The 19,541-nt window shown below is 70.2% G+C and carries 19 protein-coding genes; 14 read left to right on the forward strand and 5 right to left on the reverse strand.

What is annotated here, in order from left to right:
* The first annotated feature begins 6 nt into the window (after nucleotides 1–6).
* The 11 genes from ASD84_RS18105 (at nucleotide 7) to ASD84_RS18155 (ending at nucleotide 11,956) form a co-directional block, all read left to right on the forward strand.
* Nucleotides 7–510 (forward strand): SigE family RNA polymerase sigma factor, encoded by a 504-nt coding sequence (locus tag ASD84_RS18105; RefSeq protein ID WP_056713399.1) that lies wholly within the window; start codon nucleotides 7–9, stop codon nucleotides 508–510.
* 1 nt (nucleotide 511) lies between these two features.
* Nucleotides 512–1,693: a hypothetical protein gene (locus tag ASD84_RS18110; protein WP_056713401.1), complete on the forward strand. Its 1,182-nt coding sequence runs from the start codon at nucleotides 512–514 to the stop codon at nucleotides 1,691–1,693.
* A 133-nt stretch (nucleotides 1,694–1,826) separates the two neighbouring features.
* A complete protein-coding gene (groL, locus tag ASD84_RS18115; RefSeq protein WP_056713403.1) occupies nucleotides 1,827–3,458 on the forward strand; it encodes a chaperonin GroEL in 1,632 nt (543 codons plus the stop codon).
* 88 nt (nucleotides 3,459–3,546) lie between these two features.
* On the forward strand, nucleotides 3,547–4,128 hold the full coding sequence (locus ASD84_RS18120; RefSeq protein WP_056713404.1) for an NTP transferase domain-containing protein: 582 nt from the start codon (nucleotides 3,547–3,549) through the stop codon (nucleotides 4,126–4,128).
* A gap of 48 nt (nucleotides 4,129–4,176) precedes the next feature.
* Complete coding sequence (locus tag ASD84_RS18125) at nucleotides 4,177–5,058, forward strand: AAA family ATPase (protein WP_056713406.1); 882 nt, start codon at nucleotides 4,177–4,179, stop codon at nucleotides 5,056–5,058.
* Complete coding sequence (locus ASD84_RS18130; protein WP_056713409.1) at nucleotides 5,055–6,182, forward strand: vWA domain-containing protein; 1,128 nt, start codon at nucleotides 5,055–5,057, stop codon at nucleotides 6,180–6,182. The genes ASD84_RS18125 and ASD84_RS18130 overlap by 4 nt, the downstream gene beginning before the upstream one ends.
* Entirely contained in the window at nucleotides 6,175–7,290 is a 1,116-nt protein-coding gene (locus ASD84_RS18135) for an XdhC family protein (protein WP_056713410.1), read from the forward strand. Before ASD84_RS18130 ends, ASD84_RS18135 begins: the two co-directional genes overlap by 8 nt.
* Nucleotides 7,291–7,383: 93 nt before the next feature.
* Complete coding sequence (gene mftD, locus ASD84_RS18140) at nucleotides 7,384–8,577, forward strand: pre-mycofactocin synthase MftD (RefSeq protein ID WP_056713412.1); 1,194 nt, start codon at nucleotides 7,384–7,386, stop codon at nucleotides 8,575–8,577.
* A 64-nt stretch (nucleotides 8,578–8,641) separates the two neighbouring features.
* Nucleotides 8,642–9,880, forward strand: coding sequence for an iron-containing alcohol dehydrogenase (locus ASD84_RS18145; protein WP_235531169.1), 1,239 nt, complete (start codon nucleotides 8,642–8,644; stop codon nucleotides 9,878–9,880).
* Complete coding sequence (locus tag ASD84_RS18150) at nucleotides 9,877–11,244, forward strand: MadS family sensor histidine kinase (RefSeq protein WP_056713414.1); 1,368 nt, start codon at nucleotides 9,877–9,879, stop codon at nucleotides 11,242–11,244. Before ASD84_RS18145 ends, ASD84_RS18150 begins: the two co-directional genes overlap by 4 nt.
* A gap of 22 nt (nucleotides 11,245–11,266) precedes the next feature.
* Nucleotides 11,267–11,956 carry a MadR family response regulator transcription factor gene (locus tag ASD84_RS18155; RefSeq protein WP_056713416.1) on the forward strand — a complete coding sequence of 230 codons (690 nt, stop codon included), beginning with the start codon at nucleotides 11,267–11,269 and terminating at the stop codon, nucleotides 11,954–11,956.
* 49 nt (nucleotides 11,957–12,005) lie between these two features.
* Here ASD84_RS18155 and ASD84_RS18160 read toward each other — a convergent pair whose 3' ends face one another.
* From ASD84_RS18160 to mdo, 5 genes are all read right to left on the reverse strand, one after another.
* Nucleotides 12,006–12,605, reverse strand: a complete 600-nt coding sequence (locus ASD84_RS18160) for an acetate uptake transporter (RefSeq protein ID WP_056713418.1) — start codon at nucleotides 12,603–12,605, stop codon at nucleotides 12,006–12,008.
* A 53-nt stretch (nucleotides 12,606–12,658) separates the two neighbouring features.
* Nucleotides 12,659–13,573 (reverse strand): mycofactocin oligosaccharide methyltransferase MftM, encoded by a 915-nt coding sequence (gene mftM, locus ASD84_RS18165; protein ID WP_056713420.1) that lies wholly within the window; start codon nucleotides 13,571–13,573, stop codon nucleotides 12,659–12,661.
* A complete protein-coding gene (locus tag ASD84_RS18170; RefSeq protein WP_235531170.1) occupies nucleotides 13,573–15,048 on the reverse strand; it encodes a VWA domain-containing protein in 1,476 nt (491 codons plus the stop codon). The genes mftM and ASD84_RS18170 overlap by 1 nt, the downstream gene beginning before the upstream one ends.
* Before the next feature lie 58 nt (nucleotides 15,049–15,106).
* Nucleotides 15,107–16,309, reverse strand: a complete 1,203-nt coding sequence (locus ASD84_RS26045; RefSeq protein ID WP_268788481.1) for an AAA family ATPase — start codon at nucleotides 16,307–16,309, stop codon at nucleotides 15,107–15,109.
* 123 nt (nucleotides 16,310–16,432) lie between these two features.
* A complete protein-coding gene (mdo, locus tag ASD84_RS18180) occupies nucleotides 16,433–17,725 on the reverse strand; it encodes an NDMA-dependent methanol dehydrogenase (RefSeq protein ID WP_056713425.1) in 1,293 nt (430 codons plus the stop codon).
* A 211-nt stretch (nucleotides 17,726–17,936) separates the two neighbouring features.
* Between mdo and mftA the strand changes: the two genes are divergently transcribed.
* Genes mftA through mftC form a run of 3 tightly spaced genes read left to right on the forward strand, consistent with a single transcriptional unit; the run spans nucleotide 17,937 to nucleotide 19,536 of the window.
* On the forward strand, nucleotides 17,937–18,032 hold the full coding sequence (gene mftA / locus ASD84_RS24845; RefSeq protein ID WP_082573789.1) for a mycofactocin precursor MftA: 96 nt from the start codon (nucleotides 17,937–17,939) through the stop codon (nucleotides 18,030–18,032).
* Nucleotides 18,032–18,313 (forward strand): mycofactocin biosynthesis chaperone MftB, encoded by a 282-nt coding sequence (gene mftB / locus ASD84_RS18185; RefSeq protein WP_156392084.1) that lies wholly within the window; start codon nucleotides 18,032–18,034, stop codon nucleotides 18,311–18,313. Before mftA ends, mftB begins: the two co-directional genes overlap by 1 nt.
* On the forward strand, nucleotides 18,310–19,536 hold the full coding sequence (gene mftC / locus ASD84_RS18190; protein ID WP_056713429.1) for a mycofactocin radical SAM maturase: 1,227 nt from the start codon (nucleotides 18,310–18,312) through the stop codon (nucleotides 19,534–19,536). Before mftB ends, mftC begins: the two co-directional genes overlap by 4 nt.
* Nucleotides 19,537–19,541: the final 5 nt, after the last annotated feature.

Genomic DNA, 19,541 nt, shown 5'->3' on the forward strand with positions numbered 1-19,541 from the left:
TGGGGTGTGACCACCGATGAGGAGTCGTTCCGCCGCTGGGCGGCGGAGCGCCAGCTCGCGCTGCTGCGGACGGCGACGCTGCTCACCGGTGACCGGCAGCGGGCCGAGGACCTCGTCCAGGAGGCCCTGACGAAGGTGGCGCTGCGCTGGCGCCGGCTCCGTGACGACAACCCCGAGGCCTACGCCCGTCAGATCATCGTGCGCGACAACATCTCGGCCTGGCGCAAGCGCCGGCGCGAGGTCGTGGTCGACCGGTTGCCGCGCGTCGCGGTGCCCGACCACACGGTCGCCTCGGAACGGCGCCTGCTGCTGGACGAGGCGCTGGCCGCGCTCACGCCCCGTCAGCGAGCCGTGGTGGTCCTGCGCTACTACGACGACCTGACCGAGCGCGCCGCGGCCGAAGCGCTCGGTGTCAGCGTCGGCACCGTCAAGAGCCAGACCCACCTGGCCCTGAGCCGGTTGCGTGAGGCCGCGCCCGAGCTCGCCGAGCTCCTGGGGGAGGAGAGCTGAGATGACCGAAGAGCGACTGAAGGAACTGTTCGAGGAGCGGGTCGCCGACCTGCACGCCCCCGACCTGGGAGCGGCCGCCTGGACCGCTGCCCGGCGCACGCGTCGGCGGTGGACTGCTGCGGTGGCCGTGGCTGCCGTCGCCGTCATCGCGGTGACGGCAGGCGTGCTCACCGTGGGTCGCGACGGCGATCCGGTGGACCCGGTCAACACTCCGCAGGTCCTGTTGCCCGAGGCGGTGGCCGATGCGGTGGCCGAACCGGGCAGTGACTACCGGGGAGCGCAGACCTGGTGGGCGCCGTCGGTGGCGGACGAGGCTGACCTGCCGGAGCTCGAATCGCTGCCGTACCCTCCCGAGATCAGCCTTGCCCCCGGTCTCCCGCCGCATCCCGCCGGGGTCCCGGCGCACGCCGTCTACGAGCTGTCCGGCGACAACCCCCGTCCGGGACGGGTGGTCATCGTGGGCCACGACGGCTCGACGTACTCCCTCGACGTCGGGCGGCTGGACCCGGTCACCGACGAGGAGGGCAACGCCCTGTCCCCGTTGACGAGCGAGAGCCTGGCGCCCGACGGCGAGCACGTCTTCTTCGTCCAGAAGAGCTCGCTCGAGGTCTACGACCTGACCACCGGTGAGTGGACCACTTACGACACCGTTCCGTGGCTCGCCGAGCAGGCGCGCTGGCTCAGTGCCAGCGAGGTCTGGGTGCCCGGCGAGCTGGGCAGGCCCGACGGTGTCGGGACGACGTACGACGTCACGGGGGCCGGGAGCGGTTCCTCGTCGCTGGACCTGCCGCGGGTGTGGGACACCTCCGACGAGCCCTGGGGGCCGATCCGGAGCTCGAGGGGTGACGGCGCCGCGCAGGCGATGTTCCTCGCCGACGAGGCAACCGGTCCGGACGGTCGCGCGATGGGCGGCCTGGACGCGCTCGCCGCCCGGGTGGGCCCGAACGAGGGGGAGGACGTCCAGCTCCTGGTGATGCCCGGCCTGGACGACGGCCGCTGGAAGGGCTGCTGCCCGGTCATCGGCTGGCTCGACGACCGGACCGTCCTGTTGCAGTCCCGTTCGAACACCTCGCGGATCCTCGCCTGGCGCGTCGGCACGGCTGATCTGCGGCGGGTCAGCCGGATCACGGGCTGGGAGTCCGGCCAGGAGGTCCCGGTCGGGTCCTTCGCCGACCTTCGCTGAACGCGTTCTCCTTGCACTCGAAGGGGTCGAGTGCTAAACATGAGGCTGGCACTCGTAAGATCAGAGTGCCAGTCCCGGACCGGGTCTTCGGACCGGATCACCACGAACGCACCTGCGAAGGATCGCAAGAGACATGTCGAAGCTGATTGCTTTCAACGAGGAAGCCCGGCGCGGCCTGGAGCGTGGCATGAACACGCTCGCCGACGCCGTCAAGGTCACCCTCGGTCCCAAGGGCCGCAACGTCGTCCTGGAGAAGAAGTGGGGCGCCCCCACGATCACCAACGACGGTGTGTCCATCGCCAAGGAGATCGACCTCGAGGACCCCTACGAGCGCATCGGCGCCGAGCTGGTCAAGGAGGTCGCCAAGAAGACGGACGACGTCGCCGGTGACGGTACGACGACCGCGACCGTGCTCGCCCAGGCCCTCGTCAAGGAAGGCCTGCGCAACGTTGCCGCGGGCGCCAACCCGATGGGCCTCAAGCGCGGCATCGAGGCGGCTGTCACGGCCGTGACCGAGCAGCTGCTCAGCCTGGCCAAGGACGTCGAGACGCGCGAGCAGATCGCCGCCACCGCCACCATCTCCGCCGGTGGCGACGCCACCGTCGGTGACGCCATCGCCGAGGCGATGGACAAGGTCGGCAAGGAGGGCGTGATCACGGTCGAGGAGTCGAACACCTTCGGCATCGACCTCGAGCTCACCGAGGGCATGCGGTTCGACAAGGGCTACATCTCGGCCTACTTCGTCACCGACCCCGAGCGCATGGAGACGGTCCTCGAGGACGCCTACGTCCTCATCGCCAACTCCAAGATCAGCAACGTCAAGGACCTGCTGCCGCTCCTGGAGAAGGTCATGCAGTCGGGCAAGCCGCTCGTCATCCTCGCCGAGGACGTCGACGGCGAGGCGCTGTCGACCCTGGTCGTCAACAAGATCCGCGGCACCTTCAAGTCGGTTGCCGTCAAGGCCCCCGGCTTCGGCGACCGCCGCAAGGCCATGCTGCAGGACATCGCGATCCTGACCGGCGGCCAGGTCATCTCCGAAGAGGTCGGCCTCAAGCTGGAGACCGCTGGTCTCGAGCTGCTCGGCCAGGCCCGCAAGGTCGTCATCACCAAGGACGAGACCACCATCGTCGAAGGTGCCGGCGACGCTGGCCAGATCGAGGGCCGGGTCAACCAGATCCGTGCCGAGATCGAGAAGTCGGACTCCGACTACGACCGCGAGAAGCTGCAGGAGCGCCTGGCCAAGCTGGCCGGCGGCGTTGCGGTCATCAAGGTCGGCGCGGCCACCGAGGTCGAGCTCAAGGAGCGCAAGCACCGCATCGAGGACGCCGTTCGCAACGCGAAGGCTGCTGTCGAAGAGGGCATCCTGCCCGGCGGTGGCGTTGCCCTGGTCCAGGCCGGCGCGACCGCGTTCGAGAAGCTCGAGCTCGAGGGCGACGAGGCCACCGGTGCGAACATCGTTCGCGTGGCGCTGTCCGCTCCGCTGAAGCAGATCGCGATCAACGCCGGCCTCGAGGGCGGCGTCGTTGCGGAGAAGGTCGCCGGCCTCGAGCCGGGCTTCGGCCTCAACGCCGCGACCGGCGAGTACGTCGACCTGCTGGCCGCGGGCATCATCGACCCGGCCAAGGTCACCCGCTCGGCGCTGCAGAACGCCGCGTCGATCGCCGCGCTGTTCCTCACCACGGAGGCCGTCGTGGCCGACAAGCCGGAGAAGGCGTCCGCTGGTGGCGGCGACCCGACCGGTGGCATGGGCGGCATGGACTTCTGAGTCCAGCTTCGCTAACAGATTCAGCAGCAGGGCCCTCGCTTCGGCGGGGGCCCTGTGGCGTTCCCGGGACCTGTGGCATCTTCGGCGGATGGATTCGGTGACCCACGGCCTGCTCCTCGCCGCCGGTGCCGGCACCCGGATGGGGATGCCGAAGGCACTGGTGCGCGACGACGACGGCCGCCCGTGGCTGGCGTCGTCGGTGCAGGTGCTGCTCGAGGGTGGTTGCGACCAGGTCAGCGTCGTGCTCGGTGCATCCGCGGACGAGGCCGAGTGGCTGCTCGCCGACGGACTGCTCGACCTGGCCCGTGTGCACGTCGTCCGCTCGCTGGCCTGGCAGGCCGGCATGGGGGCCTCGCTGCGCGCCGGCCTGCGCGCCCTGGCTGACGTGGAGGCCTCGGCTGCGCTGGTGCACCTGGTCGACCTGCCCGACGTCCCGGCAGCGGTCATCGGCCGGGTCGTGGCCACGACGGGTGCTGCTCCGGACGTGCTGGCGCGGGCGTCGTACGACGGGAGACCGGGGCACCCGGTGCTGCTGGGCCGTGACCACTGGGAGCCGGTGTTCGAGGCCGCCCTGGGGGATCGCGGTGCGCGCGGCTACCTGGCTGCCCAGGACACGGTGCTGGTCGAGTGCGGGGACCTCGCGACGGGCGTCGACGTCGACGAGCGGTGAGCGTCAGGGCCAACCACGGACCAACGCTGGGGTCCGTAGCCTCGGGACATGGACCCTCGTGTCGCGGAGCTCGCACAGCGCCTGGAGAGCACCGGCTACCTGTGCGACGACGAGCTCGCGACGGTCCTGTTCCTGTCCCTGGAGATGGGGCGGCCGCTGCTGCTCGAGGGTGAGCCCGGCACCGGCAAGACCGCGCTGGCCGAGGCGATCGCGGCATCGATGGACCTGCCCCTGATCCGGCTGCAGTGCTACGAGGGGATCGACGCGACGCAGGCCCTCTACGACTGGGACTTCCCGCGCCAGATCCTGCACCTGCGGGCGCTGGAAGCCCTGTCCGGTGGAGGGGCGGGCGGGGACGTCGAGGAGGCCGAGAAGAGCCTGTACGACGAACGGTTCCTGCTCGCCCGGCCGGTCCTCGCGGCACTCCAGCAGAGCCCGGCAGTGCTGCTGATCGACGAGGTCGACCGCGCCGACGACGAGTTCGAGGCGTTCCTGCTCGAGGTCCTCTCGACGTTCCAGGTGACCATTCCCGAGCTCGGCACGGTGCAGGCCGCGACGCCGCCGACGGTCGTGCTGACGTCCAACCGGACCCGCGAGCTCCACGACGCCCTCAAGCGGCGCTGCCTCTACCACTGGATCGACCACCCCGGCCTGGACCGGGAGGTCGCGATCCTGCGCTCCCGCGCGCCCGAGGTGAGCGTCGAGCTCGCCCGTCAGGTGGTCGCCGTGGTGCAGGAGCTGCGCTCGGGGACCGACCTGCTCAAGCCACCCGGAGTTGCCGAGACCCTCGACTGGGCGCGGGCGCTGCAGCACCTCGGCACCACCGACCTCGACGTCGAGGCCGCGGCCCGCACCCTCGGCGCGCTGGTGAAGTACCGCGACGACACCGAGCGGGTGAAGGCCGCCCTCGACCGGATGCTGGCGCGATGAGCGCGACCCTGGTGCGCGGCGCCGACGAGGTCCTGCTGGGCTTCGCCACCGCGCTGCGTGCGGCCGGGGTCCCCGTCACCCAGGACCGCACGCGCGCCTACCTCGAGGCGGTCGCCCTGGTCGGCCTGGGCGAACGCGCCGCGACCCGTGCCGCGGGGCGCGCGACCCTGTGTGCCTCACCGGAGGACCTCGAACGACACGACCGGATCTTCGAGGAGTGGTTCGGACGTGACACGGCGACGCCCACGCTCCAACCCCGGCCCGACCGCTCCCGGCCGACCGTCTCGCTGCTCCCCGAGGGGGCGGACTCCGACGGGACGGGGGTCGAGGACGAGGACCCGGTCCGGGCAGCGGCCAGCGCGGCGGAGGTCCTGCGGCACCGTGACGTCGCGACCCTCGACGCTGCGGATCGTGCGCTGCTGGGCGCCCAGTTCGCCCGACTCAGGGTACGACTGCCCACCCGGACTGCCGGGCGTCGTACGCCGCACCGACGGGGTGACGTCGATGCCTCGCGCACCCTGCGCGCAAGCCTGCGCCGGATGGGTGAACCTGCGCAGATCCATCGCCGACGCCGGTCGGTGCGCCCGCGCCGGGTGGTGCTGCTGGTTGACGTCTCCGGGTCGATGAGCGGGTACGCCGACGCGCTGCTGCGGTTGGCGCACCGGATCTCGACGGGCTCGACCGCCGGCAGCGGCACCGTGGAGGTGTTCAGCGTCGGGACCCGGCTGACCCGCCTCACCCGGCCGATGCGGCTGCGTGACGCCGACCGCGCGATCGCCGCCGCGGGCGAGGTGGTGCCGGACTGGTCCGGGGGTACGCGCCTCGGCGAGAACCTCAAGGCCTTCCTGGACAGGTGGGGTCAGCGTGGCCTGGCGCGCGGTGCCGTCGTGGTGGTCTTCAGCGACGGTTGGGAGCGCGGTGACCCGGCGTTGCTGGGCGAACAGGCGGCGCGGTTGCGTCGCCTCGCCCACCGGGTGATCTGGGTCAACCCACACCGTGGCAAGCCCGGCTACGAGCCGGTGCAGCAGGGCATCGTGGCCGTGCTGCCGCACGTCGACACGCTGCTCGCCGGCCACTCCCTGGCGACCTTCGCCGACCTCCTGGAGGTGGTCGCCGATGCGTGAGGTGTTGCCCCAGCTGCTGGCCTGGTGGGAGGCCGGGGAGACCGTCGGCATGGGCACCGTCGTGGCCACCTTCCAGTCGGCGCCGCGCCCGCCCGGAGCCTCCATGCTCGTCGGGCCCGACGACTCGGCGGTCGGCTCGGTGTCCGGCGGCTGTGTCGAGGGCGCCGTCTACGACCTCGCGCAGGAGGTCGCCGCCTCGGGGACTCCCGTCCTCCAGCGGTACGGCGTCTCCGACGATGACGCCTTCGCCGTCGGGCTCACCTGCGGCGGGATCCTCGACGTCTACGTCGAGAAGGTGGACCGGCAGACCTTCCCCGAGCTGGGCGAGATCGCGGACGACATCGATGCCGGCCGACCCGTCGCGGTCGCCACCGTCGTGGAGCACGTCGACCCGTCGTACGTCGGGCGCCGGATGGTGATCCGGCCCGATGCGGCCGGTGGCTCGCTGGGGAGCAACCGGATCGACGCCGCCGTGCGCGACGACGCACTGGGCCTGCTGGCCTCCGGCCACAGCGGGACCCTCGGCTACGGCCCCGACGGCGAGCGGCGTGGTGAGGGGATGCGGGTCTTCGTGTGGGCGTTCGCGCCGCAGCCGCGGATGCTCGTGTTCGGCGCCATCGACTTCGCGGCGGCGGTCGCGCGGGTGGGAGCCTTCCTCGGCTACCACGTGACGGTGTGCGACGCGCGTCCCGTGTTCGCGACCGCCAGCCGGTTCCCCGGTGCCGACGAGGTCGTCGTCGACTGGCCGCACCGCTACCTCGCGGCCGAGCAGGAAGCCGGCCGGGTCGATCGTCGTACCGTCGTCACGGTCCTCACCCACGACCCGAAGTTCGACGTCCCGTTGCTGGAGGTGGCGCTGCGCCTGCCCGAGGTCGGGTACGTCGGCGCGATGGGCTCGCGTCGCACGCACGACGACCGGATGGAGCGGCTGCGCGAGGCCGGGCTGACCGAGGACGAGCTGGCTCGCCTGTCCAGCCCGATCGGCCTGGACCTCGGTGCGCGCACCCCGGAGGAGACGGCGATCAGCATCGCCGCCGAGATCGTCGCCGGACGGTGGGGTGGGTCGGGGGAGCCGCTGGCCGTGCGGTCGGGACGCATCCACGGCTGACCTGCGGGGACCTCCCCTCCGATCGGGCAGTGTTGGGCGGACCCGCTGGCTCCTAGCGTCGGTAGACGGATGCACCGACGCAAGGAGAGCTCGATGAAGTGGATGGAAACCGTTGCCGAGGCGCAGCGCAGGGCGAAGAAGAGGCTGCCTGCCTCGGTCTACAGCGCACTGCTGGCAGGGTCCGAACGAGGCTCGTCGTACGACGACAACACCCGAGCGTTCGCCGAGATCGGCCTTGCTCCCCACGTCGCCGGGTTGTCGCAGCAGCGCGACCTGAGCACGACCGTGATGGGCCAGCAGCTCTCGATGCCCGTGCTGATCTCGCCCACCGGCGTGCAGGCCGTCCACCCGGACGGCGAGGTTGCAGTGGCCCGGGCCGCGGCGGCTCGCGGGATCGCGATGGGTCTCAGCTCGTTCGCGAGCAAGCCGGTCGAGGAGGTGACCCAGGCCTGCTCGCAGGTCTTCTTCCAGTCCTACTGGCTGGGCGACCGGGACGCGATCACGCGGCGCTTCGACCGCGCTCGCGCCGCCGGCTGTGTCGGCATGATCGCCACCCTGGACTGGTCGTTCTCGTACGGGCGTGACTGGGGGAGCCCGGCCATCCCGGAGAAGCTCGACCTCAGGGCGATGGCCCGGTTCGCTCCGGAGGTGCTGCGTCGTCCGCGGTGGCTCTACGAGTTCGCCCGGTCCGGGGACCTGCCCGACCTCAAGACCCCGAACCTCGTCGACCCCGGCCGGGAGGCCGACGCCCCCACCTTCTTCGGCGCGTACGGCGAGTGGGCCCAGACGGCGCCGCCGACCTGGGACGACATCGCGTGGATGGTCAAGGAATGGGACGGGCCCTTCATGTTGAAAGGGATCTGCCGGGTCGACGACGCCAAGGCCGCGCGTGACGCCGGAGTGACCGCCGTGTCGGTGTCCAACCACGGCGGCAACAACCTGGACGGCACTCCTGCTCCCATCCGGGTGCTCCCGTCGATCGTGGAGGCCATCGGCGACGAGGTCGAGGTCGTCATGGACGGCGGCATCCGACGCGGCAGTGACGTCGTCAAGGCACTGGCCCTCGGTGCCCGCGCGGTGATGATCGGTCGCGCCTACCTCTGGGGCCTCGGGGCGAACGGGCAGCCCGGTGTCGAGAACGTGCTCGACGTGATCCGTGGTGGCCTCGACTCGGCCCTGCTCGGCATGGGCAAGTCCTCGGTGCACGACCTGGGTCCGGACGACGTGCTGCTGCCGGAGGGATTCCTGCGCATCCTCGGCTCCGAGGCCGTCGCCAGGGCCCGTTGACGCCGTACCTCTCCGAACGGACAGGTGGGTCCCAACCTGGTCGCAACCTTTGGTGAGGAGTGTGGTGACCATCACACTCGGCGAAGGGATGGCGATGGTTCTCACAGCAGCTCCGGTCAGGGACCGACGGTCGGCCTGCGGCGAGCAGGACCCGACCGGGGTGGTCAAGTTCCACGCGCCGGAGGTGGTCTTCGGCACCGGATCGCTCAGCGAGGCCGGCTTCGCAGCCGCGCGCCTCGGTGCGCGGCGACCCCTGGTGGTGACCGACCCCGGCATCATCGAAGCCGGCTGGGTCGATGAGCTCCTCGGCCACCTGCGCGAAGCCGGACTGAGCCCGGTGGTCTGGTCCCGCGTGACGCCGAACCCCCGCGACCACGAGGTCCGCGCGGCCTTCGCCCACTACCTCGAGTGGGACTGCGACGTCATCATCGGCATCGGCGGCGGCTCCTGTGCCGACGCAGCCAAGGGGGTGGCGGTGCTCTCGGGCAACGGGGGCGACATCCTCGACTACCGCGGGGTGGACCAGGTGACCAAGCCGATCCCGCCGCTGCTGATCATTCCGAGCACGTCCGGGACAGGGGCGGACGTCAGCCAGTTCTGCATCGTCACCGACACCGCCCGATCGGTGAAGGTCACGATCATGGGCCGCGCGCTGGTGCCCGACATCTCGATCACCGATCCTCGACTGCTGGTGACGATGCCTGACCTGCTCAATGCAGCGACCGGTCTCGACGCGCTCACCCACGGCATCGAGTCGTTCGTGTCCCTGGCGCACAACCCACTGGCCGACATGCATGCGCTGAACGCGGTCGGCCTCGTGTGCCGGCACCTGCGCGCGACGATCGACACCCCCCTCGACGCCGAGCACCGGCGCAAGATGGCGCAGGCAAGCCTTCAGGCGGGTCTGGCCTTCTCGAACGCCATCCTCGGCGCCACCCACGCGATGAGCCATCAGGTCGGCGGCCTGCTGGACGCGCCGCACGGCGTCGTCAACGGGGTGCTGTTGCCCCACGTGATCCGCTACAACGCCCGCGCCGCTCCCGAGCGTTTCATCGACCTTGCTGCCGCGGCAGGCATCGCTGTGGCGGGCCTGCCCGGAGTCGACGCGGCGGAGCTGCTGGCCGATCACGTACGACGGTTGGCTGACGACGTCGGGGTACCGCGCGGGTTGCGCGAGCTCGGCGTCACCGCGGCCGACATACCGCGCCTTGCGGACACCACGCTCGACGATGCCTGTCTGACGACCAATCCGCGCACGGCGACGTTGCACGACGTCGAGAAGTTGTTCCTCGAGGCGTTGTGAACGACCTCGACCTGGCCACGCTGACCGGGGTCCGGTCGGGCAAGCGGTCGTACTACCGGGCCTTCGTCCGCTCCGACGAGCGGATGCAGCAGGCGGTTCGCGCCATGGACTCGATCTCCCGCGGCCTGGTCCGCACGGTCGAGGGGCCGCGGGGACTGCTCGAGCAGGTCGCGCGGGCGGCGGCCGAACACCTCGACGCCCCCTGGCTCATCCTCGGGTTGGCCGACGGACAGCTGACGGGAGCCCGGCCGCGCTACCTGGTGCTCGACGGCCGCGCCGGCGTCCTCGTGGACGACGACGCCGCGCTGCCCCCGGAGGTACGACGGGAGCTGGGTGCCGTTCGCGCCGGGCACGCCACGCGGACACCCCACGACGACAGCTGGGTGCGGGTGCCGATGACACTGTCGGGCGAGCGCATCGGCAGCCTGGTGGGGCAGCACGGGTTGGAGGACGAGCCGGAACCCAGCGACCTGTCCGTGCTGCGGATCCTTGCCAACGAGGCTGCTGTCGCCCTGCACACCTCCGAGCAGTACCAGGCCGGTCTGGCCCTGCACCGGCGTGCCCAGCGGCTCTACGACGAGACCGCCGCACAGGCCCGAGACCTCGCGGAGCGCACCCGTGAGCTGCGGCAGGTGGAGGAGCGGTTGCACGCGGCGCACCAGCGCGAGCTGCTCGACCACGAACGCCACCGCATCGCACGCGAGCTCCACGACAGCGTCACGCAGTACGTGCTCTCGGCCGGGATGGCCGTCGAGCTCGCCCGCGGGATGGCGGCTGACGAGGGCCGGACGGGGATCGAGGAACGACTCACCACCGCCAAGGACCTGAGCGCCCAGGCGGTCGACCAGCTCCGGCGGGCGATCTATGCGTTGCACCAGCCGCAGCGCGACGTCGTACGCACGCTTCCCGAGCTCCTGCAGGAGGTGGCCGAGCACCATCGACCGCATCTCCTCGTCGCCGTACGCGTGGAAGGTGATGCCCACGTGCTCCCCGCCGATGCCGACCACGAGATTGCGCGGGCCGTCGGCGAGGCCCTGTTCAACGTGGCCACCCACGCCGAGGCGACCCGCGCGACCGTACGGCTGCGCTACCGGTCGAACGAGCTCTTCGTGAGCGTCGCCGACGACGGAACAGGGGACCCGAAGAGGCTGGCCCGATGCCTGCGCCTGGAGCGCGGCCCGTCGGTCGACGGCCGGCACCGCGGCCTCGTGAACATCGAGTGCCGGGTCAACGAGCTCGGCGGCTCGATCGCATTCCGCAGGGCCCGCATCGGCGGCGTCCGGGTCGAGATGCGGATTCCCTTGCCCCTGGGCGCGCAGCGCCCGGGCATCATCGCCGGCCTGGTGGGAGCCGGGCCCAGATGAACAACCCCAGGAAGGCACGACCATGGCAGCACTGACACCGGTGATGGCACCGGGCACCACGGAACGACCCGGGTCGACGGTCGACATCATGCTCGTCGACGACCACGCGATCGTCCGGCAGGGGCTGCGTTCGATCCTCGAGCGCGAGCACGACCTGCGGGTGGTCGCCGAAGCTTCGAGCGCCGCGGAGGCGCTGGCTGTCGTCGGCCGTGCCTGTCCGTCGATCGTCCTGCTCGACCTCAAGCTCTCCACGTCCTCCGACACCGAGGGCCTCGATCTGTGCGAGCAGCTCGTGGCGCTGTACCCCGAGCTGGCGATCCTGGTGCTCACCACCTTCCTCGAGGAGCAGCTCGTGCTGCGTGCGGTGCGGGCCGGAGCCCGTGGGTACGTCGTCAAGGACGTCGACATGAGCGGCCTGGTGCGCTCGATCCGTGACGTCGCACGAGGTGAGAGCGCCTTCGACGCGCGCTCGGCGGCCGCGATGGTGCGCGGCCTGAGGGCGCCGCCGGCGGGCGAGGCGAAGAAGCTGACACCGCGGGAGTGCGAGGTCCTCGCCCTCCTGGCCCGTGGACTGTCCAACCGCGACATCGGTGGTCGTCTCTACATCTCGGAGACCACGGCGAAGTTCCACGTGGGCAACATCCTGCGCAAGCTCGAGGTGTCCCGGCGGGCGGAGGCGGTCTACGAGGCCTCCAAGATGGGCGTCATCTGACGCACGAACGCCCGCCCCGGCGCATCCGCGGGGGCGGGCGTTCGACAGGTCACGGCACGGGCAGGACGGTGCGCTCCCAGGTGGTGTTCACGATGATCGCCGCCGAGGCGTACAGCGCGATCAGGGCGTCGACGACCAGGATGTAGCCGGCGAGGTGGCCCAGTGCGGCGCTCTCGGTGAAGGCACCGAGAGCGGCCAGGTAGAACACGGCGCTCAACAGGGTGAAGATGGCGATCGTCGTGGTGTTGGTGCGCAGCGCCGCCAGGAGCATGTAGGTCGTGAACACGGCCCAGGCCAGCAGGAACATGCCGGTGATCGCGGCACCGTCGGTGGTCACCATGGGTGCGTAGAACTGCACCAGCAGGGCGTAGCTGAGCCAGAACCCGGCGTACGTCGTGAACACCATGCCGGCGAAGGTCTCCCCACGTCGGAAGTGGATCACGCCGGCGATCAGCTCGGTCGTGAAGCCGAGCGCCAGGGCGAGTGACAGCACGGCCGGTGTCGCCGCGGCGTCGATCAGCCCGGACATCACGCTCGCCAGGACCAGCGCGGAGATGCCGAAGCTGGCGAGGCCGAGGGGGAACGGGTCGCCCCATTCGACGGTGGTCAGGGGCGGTGCGGCAGTGGTGGTCGGTGCGATCTCGGTCATCGAATTCTCCTTGGTGGTGGGATGGTGCGGGGAGTCAGGTCGGGGGTCGGGGGTCAGGTCGGGGGTCGGTCGGCGACGTCGATGACCAGCCAGCCGCCGTGGTGGCGGAAGACCCGGTGCGGCAGACCGGTACGACGTCCCCAGTCGGCGAGGTCGGTGAGCGAGACGGTGCGCACGTGACCCCAGGTCTCGTCGGCCTCGTCCTCCAGGGGCACGGCCACCACGACCCGCCGGCGAGCCAGGCGGAGCGCCTCGGCGACCACCCGGTCGCCGTGGTCGGGATCGAGGTGCTCGAGCAGGTGGATCGCGAGGACGTTGTCGGCGAACCCGTCGGCCGCCGGGACCCGGCCGGCGTCGGCGACGCGGGTCGACAGCGAGATCCCCAGGCGGGGCGCCACCGCAGCGAGCAGGCCCACGGTGCCCTCGGACACGTCCGAGGCCACGACTTCCCGCCCGGCCCGGGCCAGGCGCAGGGCGAGGAACCCGAAGCACGAGCCCAGCTCGAGGACGCTCCCCGGAGCGAGCTGCTGTTCGGCATGGGAGTAGACGGGTGCGTAGTCCGCGATGGTGCCGTGGGCGTTCACCGCCGTGGACGACGACAGCGTGGTCTGCACCCGGTCGAGGGTGTTGCGGTAGAAGCCCTCCCACGCGACCAGTGGGTCGGTCGCGCTGCTCAGCACGATCCCCGTGAAGAGGCGCTCGAAGAGCTCGGCCCCGCGCAGCCACCCGGGCTGGAAGAGCTCTTCGGCCAGGAGCCCGGACAGGTCGTCGTCGATGCGGTCGGTCCCGACCCGGTGCGTGACGGCGACCCGGTGTCCGACCGACGTGAGGTCGAAGTGCGGTGTGCGCACCATGTGGAGCTCGCGGCGTGCCGTCGGCCCGTCCTGGGCGACCACGTCGACCATCGCGTCCCGGTAGACCCCGCCGACCGCGGGGCCGAGCGGGTCGATCTGTCCGGTGGCGGTCATCACGGAGCCTGGGCGGCTGACACCCGGTCCAGCACCCGGTCCAGGCCGCGGAGGTTCCGCACGACCTCGACGCGGTCGCAGATCTCGGCATACCGCGGGAGGTCGCAGCCGCCGAGGCCCCACGAGAAGCGCGGCTCGGGAGTCAGCCAGATCGTGGAGCGCGCCCGACGCGCGATCTCCTCGAACGCGGACAGGCCGGGATCGCGACCGTTGTTGCGTCCGTCGCCGAGCACCAGGACCGTCGTACGACGGGTGACGGCGGAGCCGAACTCCTCGAGGAAGTCCCCGAAGGCGGAGCCGTAGTCGGAGTCCGCGTCGACATCGAGGACGCCGCCCGCCGGGAGGCCGGACATCACCAGGGACAGTGCTTCCTCGGGGTGGTGCTCGGCGAACAGGTCGCTGATCTCGACGAGGTCCTTCACGAACGCGAAGGTGCGGACCGAGGACGCCAGCGACTGCAGGCTGTGGACCAGCTGGAGGGTGAAGCGCGCCGCCGAACGAACCGACAGCGACACGTCGCAGAGCACCAGCAACCGGGGCCGGTCCTCGACCTTGCTCACCGTGACGGGGCGGAAGGGGACGCCGTCGTACTTCATGTTGGCGCGCATGGTGCGGGCGCCGTCGACGACACCACGGGTCGCCGCCTTGCGGCGAGGACGGGGTGCGCCGTGCAGGGAGCGCAGCAGCCGACGAAGCGCATCCTCGAGCTCGGCACGCTCGTGTTCGAGGAGCCGCTCGGTCTGCGCAGCCTTCACCTCGCGCGTCTCGATCTCGCGCTCGACCTGCATCAGCTTCTCGAGGTGGTGCTTGAGGCGTTCGGGCAGGCCTGCGAGCAGGGGTGCGAGTGCGGCGCGGAGCGCGGCGAGAGAGGCCCCTCGGTCGTCGCTGTCGTCGTCCGGCAGGGCGTCCTCGAGCCAGCTCAACAGGGCCATCTCCTGGGCCACGGAGAGCTCGACGTCGAGCTCCATTCCGGGACTGGTGATCAGCTCGCCGGGGGCGCCGGGGTTGTGCATCCGCTGGGTGGAGATCTGCACGCGCGCCGCCTCGCCGGCGCTGCCCTCGGTGTCGTTGGAGAGCACGATCTCGTTGGTCAGGGCAGCCATGTCGATCTTGTTCGCCTCCTGGTGGAGGTTGAACTGCTGGGCCATGTCCTCGGGCTTGAAGAACTCCTTGATGTCGTCGGGCTTGCCGTGCGAGTGGCCGTCCTCGGGGACGTCGCCCGGTTCGTCGGAGAGAGTGAACTGCTCGACGTCGGCGTCGTCGGTGAGGTCGTCGTGGGAGTGGCCGTGGCCGACCTCCTCGGCGAACACGGGGCGCAGCCCGAAGAACAGGTCGAAGACCCGGTCGAACGTCGCCAGGTCGCGCCGGTCCTTGACCAGGCTCACCGTCAGCGCCGAACGAAGCACCTCACGGTCGCCGAGGATGCCCGCCTGGGCAACGGCATGCATCGCATCGATCGCCTCCGCAGTGCTCACTCGCACGCCGTGGAGGCGGAGGAACCTGATGAACCGGTGGACCGCGCCCTCCATCGACTCAGACCGGACGCTTGCGGGCGGATCGGGCAGCGAAGGACCGTTCGCCCTGGCCGGTGGTCACGGCCTTCGTCAGCACCGGTGCGTCCGGCCTCGCCGGTCCGCCATAGGTGTCACCGTGCCGGCCGGGCCTGTCCTTGGCCGCCCGGACCTCCTTGCCGTCCACGTCTCCAGAGTCGTGTCCGTGGTCGGCGTCGTGTCCGTGGCCGTGTCCGTGGCCGTGGCCGTGGTCGAGGTCGTGCCGGGCCGGAACCGTGGCGTTCGGGTCGACCAGGCGGGGGATCGCGGCCAGTGCCTTCTTGAGATCGCGCTCGTACTTGACCACCACGTTCAGGGTCGACGACAGCACATCGGCGCTGAGCTCGCTCACGCCGAGGACGGCCAGGGTGCGGGCCCAGTCGATCGTCTCGGAGATGCTCGGTGCCTTGCGCAGCTCGAGGTCACGCAGCCCGCGGACGATCTCGATCAGGCGCACGGCGAGCGCCTCGCTGAGACCGGTGTCCTTGGAGTTGATGATCTCCAGCTCCCGCTGGGCCTCGGGGTAGTCCAGGAACAGGTGCAGGCAGCGGCGCTTCAGCGCTGCGGACAGGTCACGCGTGTTGTTGGACGTGAGGACGACGTACGGCAGCTGCCGGGCCTTGACCGTGCCGACCTCGGGGATCGAGATCTGGTACTCCGACAGCAGCTCCAGCAGCACGGCTTCCAGGGCTTCGTCCGCCCGGTCGACCTCGTCGATGAGCAGCACGACCGGGTCCTCGGAGTCGATGGCCTCGAGCAACGGGCGTGGTGCCAGGAATCGTTCGGAGAAGAAGACGCTGTCCTGCTTGGCGATTCTCTCCACGGCCTCGTCGAGGTCGACAGCGTCCTCGACGACCTGGCCGATCTTCTCGCGCAGGATCTGGGTGTACAGCATCTGCTTGCCGTAGTCCCACTCGTAGAGGGCCTTGGTCTCGTCCTGGCCCTCGTAGCACTGGAGACGGATCAACCGCCGGCCGGTGACGGCGGCGAGGCTGGTGGCGAACTGGGTCTTGCCGACGCCGGCCGGACCCTCCAGCAGGACGGGCTTTCCCAGCCTGGTCTGGAGGAACACGGTGGTGGCGAGGCGGTTGTCGGCGAGGTAGCCGGCGTCGCGGAAGCGCTCGAGCGCATGGGACACGTCGTCGAATTCGCCTTCGCCGGCGGCGTTGCGCGGGTCGGTGGTCACGCGGTGCTCCTCGAGAGTGATGGGGACGAGAGGGGACGAGATGGGGACGAGAAGGGGGGTGGTGTCCGGACCGGGCAGCGGTGTTGCTCGCCACCCGGCCCGGAGGTCAGAAGACGACCGGCCTCAGGAGATGAGGTCGTCCAGGTCGCCGTTCATGCAGTGCTCGATGACCGGGCGGACCGTCTCGAAGGTGCATTCCTTCGCGTTGCCCGGCGTGCAGGCGTCGCCGAGGACGTGGTTGGTGATGCGGTCCACGTCCTCCTTGTCGCCCTTGATCACCTTGGCGTTCTCGTAGAAGGGCGTCGGGCCCTGGCCCAGCCGGTTCTTCGAGTAGCTGTCCGCCGTGATGTCGGTGAACTTCTCCGGGATGCCCACGTCACGCAGCAAACGGATCGAGGCAGCGAGCGCTGCGTCGGCTGCCTGCGGCTTGGTCATTCCGTGGGTGTCGATGCCCATGGCCTCGGCGATGTCGGCGAACCTGCCGTAGTTCGCAGACATGTTGAACGCCCACACGCGGGGGAGTGCGATGGCGTTGTTGAGGCCGTGGTGGGTGTCGTAGAAGGCACTCACCGCGTGCGACGTCGAGTGGATGATGCCGAGACCACCGGAGTTGAACGCCTGGGCGGCGATGTACTGGGCGTACATCATGCCCTCGCGCCCCTTGAGGTCCTGGCCGTTCCACACCGCTGCCCGAAGGTGCTCCGAGGTCAGCTTGATGGCGTGCAGCGCGTTGCCCAGGCACGGCTCGAAGTTGATCCGGGAGACGTACGGCTCACTGGCGTGCGCGAGGACGTCGAATCCGCACTGGGCCGTGTAGTCCGTGGGGCAGTCGAAGTACAGGACCGGGTCGTCAATCGCCAGGCTGGTGATCGAGGCATCGTCGAAGGCAACGTACTTGTGCGGGTTGTCCGGGTCGGTGGTCGTGTCGGTGATGACGTACGCCCACGAGGTCTCCGAGCCGGTGCCGGCCGTGGTGGAGACCGCGATGTGCGGCGGGTTCTTCGGGTTCTCGGACATGTTGAAGCCCTCGAACTCGTTCACGTTCCGACCGTCGTGGGCGACCGAGACCCGAGCGCCCTTGCAGGCGTCGTGGGAGGAGCCGCCACCGATGGAGACGAACGAGTCGCACTCGTTCTCCTGGTAGAGCTTCACCGAGTCCATGACGTTGTAGTCCTTGGGGTTGGACTCGACCTTGTCGTACACGACGACCTCGAGGCCGTGGTACTTCATCGACTCCACGATCTTGTGGACGATGTCGGTGCCGCGCAGGCCCGAGGTCATCACGAGGGTCTTGCGGAACCCCAGTTTGAGGGCCTCGGGGCCGATCATCTCGTGTGCTCCCGGCCCCATCAGGGCACGGGGGAACGGGTGGAATTCCTTGATGGGGAAGGGCTTGAGCAGCTCGTCGACTTGCATCGTTGGGTACCTCCGGGCGGGGTGAGTGCTGACCTCATCGACGCTGGCAGTCCGACGGCAGTCGCAACAGGCGAGGATCCGGAAACGCGACGGTGGGGGAGGAAGACACCTGTCCGTTCCGACAGGTGGGGCCGTGCTCGCGAGGGGTGTGCCCCGGCTCGGGTGTTCGTAGCGTTCGAGGGGAAGGACACCCGACCCGCAGGAGGCTGTGATGGAACCGAACCAGGAAGTTCAGTTGGACGAGGTACTCGTCGAGGAATCGCTCGTCGAGGACGTCTCGATCGACGGCATGTGCGGCGTCTACTGATGTCCACCACTCCCGTCACCGCTGACGGGGCCTGGCGTCTGAGCGGCTCGGTGGCCTTGCGCCCCGAGCCGTTCGGCGCACTGGCCTACGACTTCTCGACCCGCCGGCTCAGCTTTCTGAAGACGCCGACGCTGGTCGACGTCGTACGACGCCTCGGCGACAGTCCCACGGTCGGGATCGCCCTCACGGACGCCCGGGTCGCCGACGACGAACGCCCCGCCTACATCGCTGCCCTGGCCGGACTGGCCAGCGGCGGCCTGATCGAGGAGCAGACCCCATGACCTTGACCCCGACGCGTCCCGCATCGACCGGCCGGCCGGTGGTCGGCAAGCTGGTCGACCAGTTCGAGCACGGCCTCGACGCGCCCATCTGCCTGACCTGGGAGCTCACCTACGCCTGCAATCTCGCGTGCCTGCACTGTCTGTCGTCCTCGGGCCGGCGCGACCCGCGTGAGCTGTCGACGGAGGAGTGCAAGGCACTCATCGACGAGTTCCAGCGGATGCAGATCTTCTACGTCAACATCGGTGGCGGCGAACCGACGGTGCGACCCGACTTCTGGGAGCTGCTCGACTACGCCGTCCAGCACGACGTCGGGGTGAAGTTCTCCACCAACGGTTTCCGGATCACCCCCGAACGGGCCGCCATGCTGGCGGCGACCGACTACGTCGACGTACAGATCTCCCTCGACGGCGCCACGGCCGAGGTCAACGACCACGTCCGTGGTGCAGGCACCTACGACGCCGCGCTCAAGGCGATGGGCAACCTGCAGGCTGCCGGGATGACGGACTTCAAGCTGTCGGTGGTGTGCACCCGGCACAACATCAGCCAGCTCGACGAGTTCAAGGCCATCGCAGACAAGTACGGCGCCCAGCTGCGCCTGACCCGGCTCCGCCCTTCCGGTCGCGGTGCCGACGTCTGGGACGAGCTGCACCCGCTCCCCGAGCAGCAGCGCGAGCTCTACGACTGGTTGGTGGCCAACGGCGACAAGGTGCTCACCGGCGACTCTTTCTTCCATCTCTCCGCGTACGGCGAGGCGCTTCCCGGACTGAACCTGTGCGGTGCGGGTCGGGTGGTCTGCCTGGTCGACCCGATCGGCGACGTCTACGCCTGTCCTTTCGCGATCCACGACACCTTCCTCGCCGGCAACGTCCGGTCGACCGGAGGGTTCGACGAGGTCTGGAAGCACTCTGCCCTGTTCGAGGAGCTGCGGAGCCCGCAGACCGGCGGTGCGTGCAGTGGCTGCTCGGCGTTCGACACCTGTCGGGGTGGGTGCATGGCCGCGAAGTTCTTCACCGGCCTGCCGCTCGACGGCCCCGATCCGGAGTGCGTCAAGGGACACGCGGACGAGCTGAACGCCGCCGAGAGGGAGCGCCCCGGCAGCTCGCAGGACCACTCGCACAAGAGTCCGGTGCGCAACGCACCGGTGCCGCTCGAGCTGACGCCCACGCGTCTCTCGAGCCCGTGCGACGAGAACCCGCTCCTTCCCGGCCGCGCCGTGGGATGACCAGG

Source organism: Nocardioides sp. Root682, from assembly GCF_001427795.1.
Classification (GTDB): domain Bacteria; phylum Actinomycetota; class Actinomycetes; order Propionibacteriales; family Nocardioidaceae; genus Nocardioides.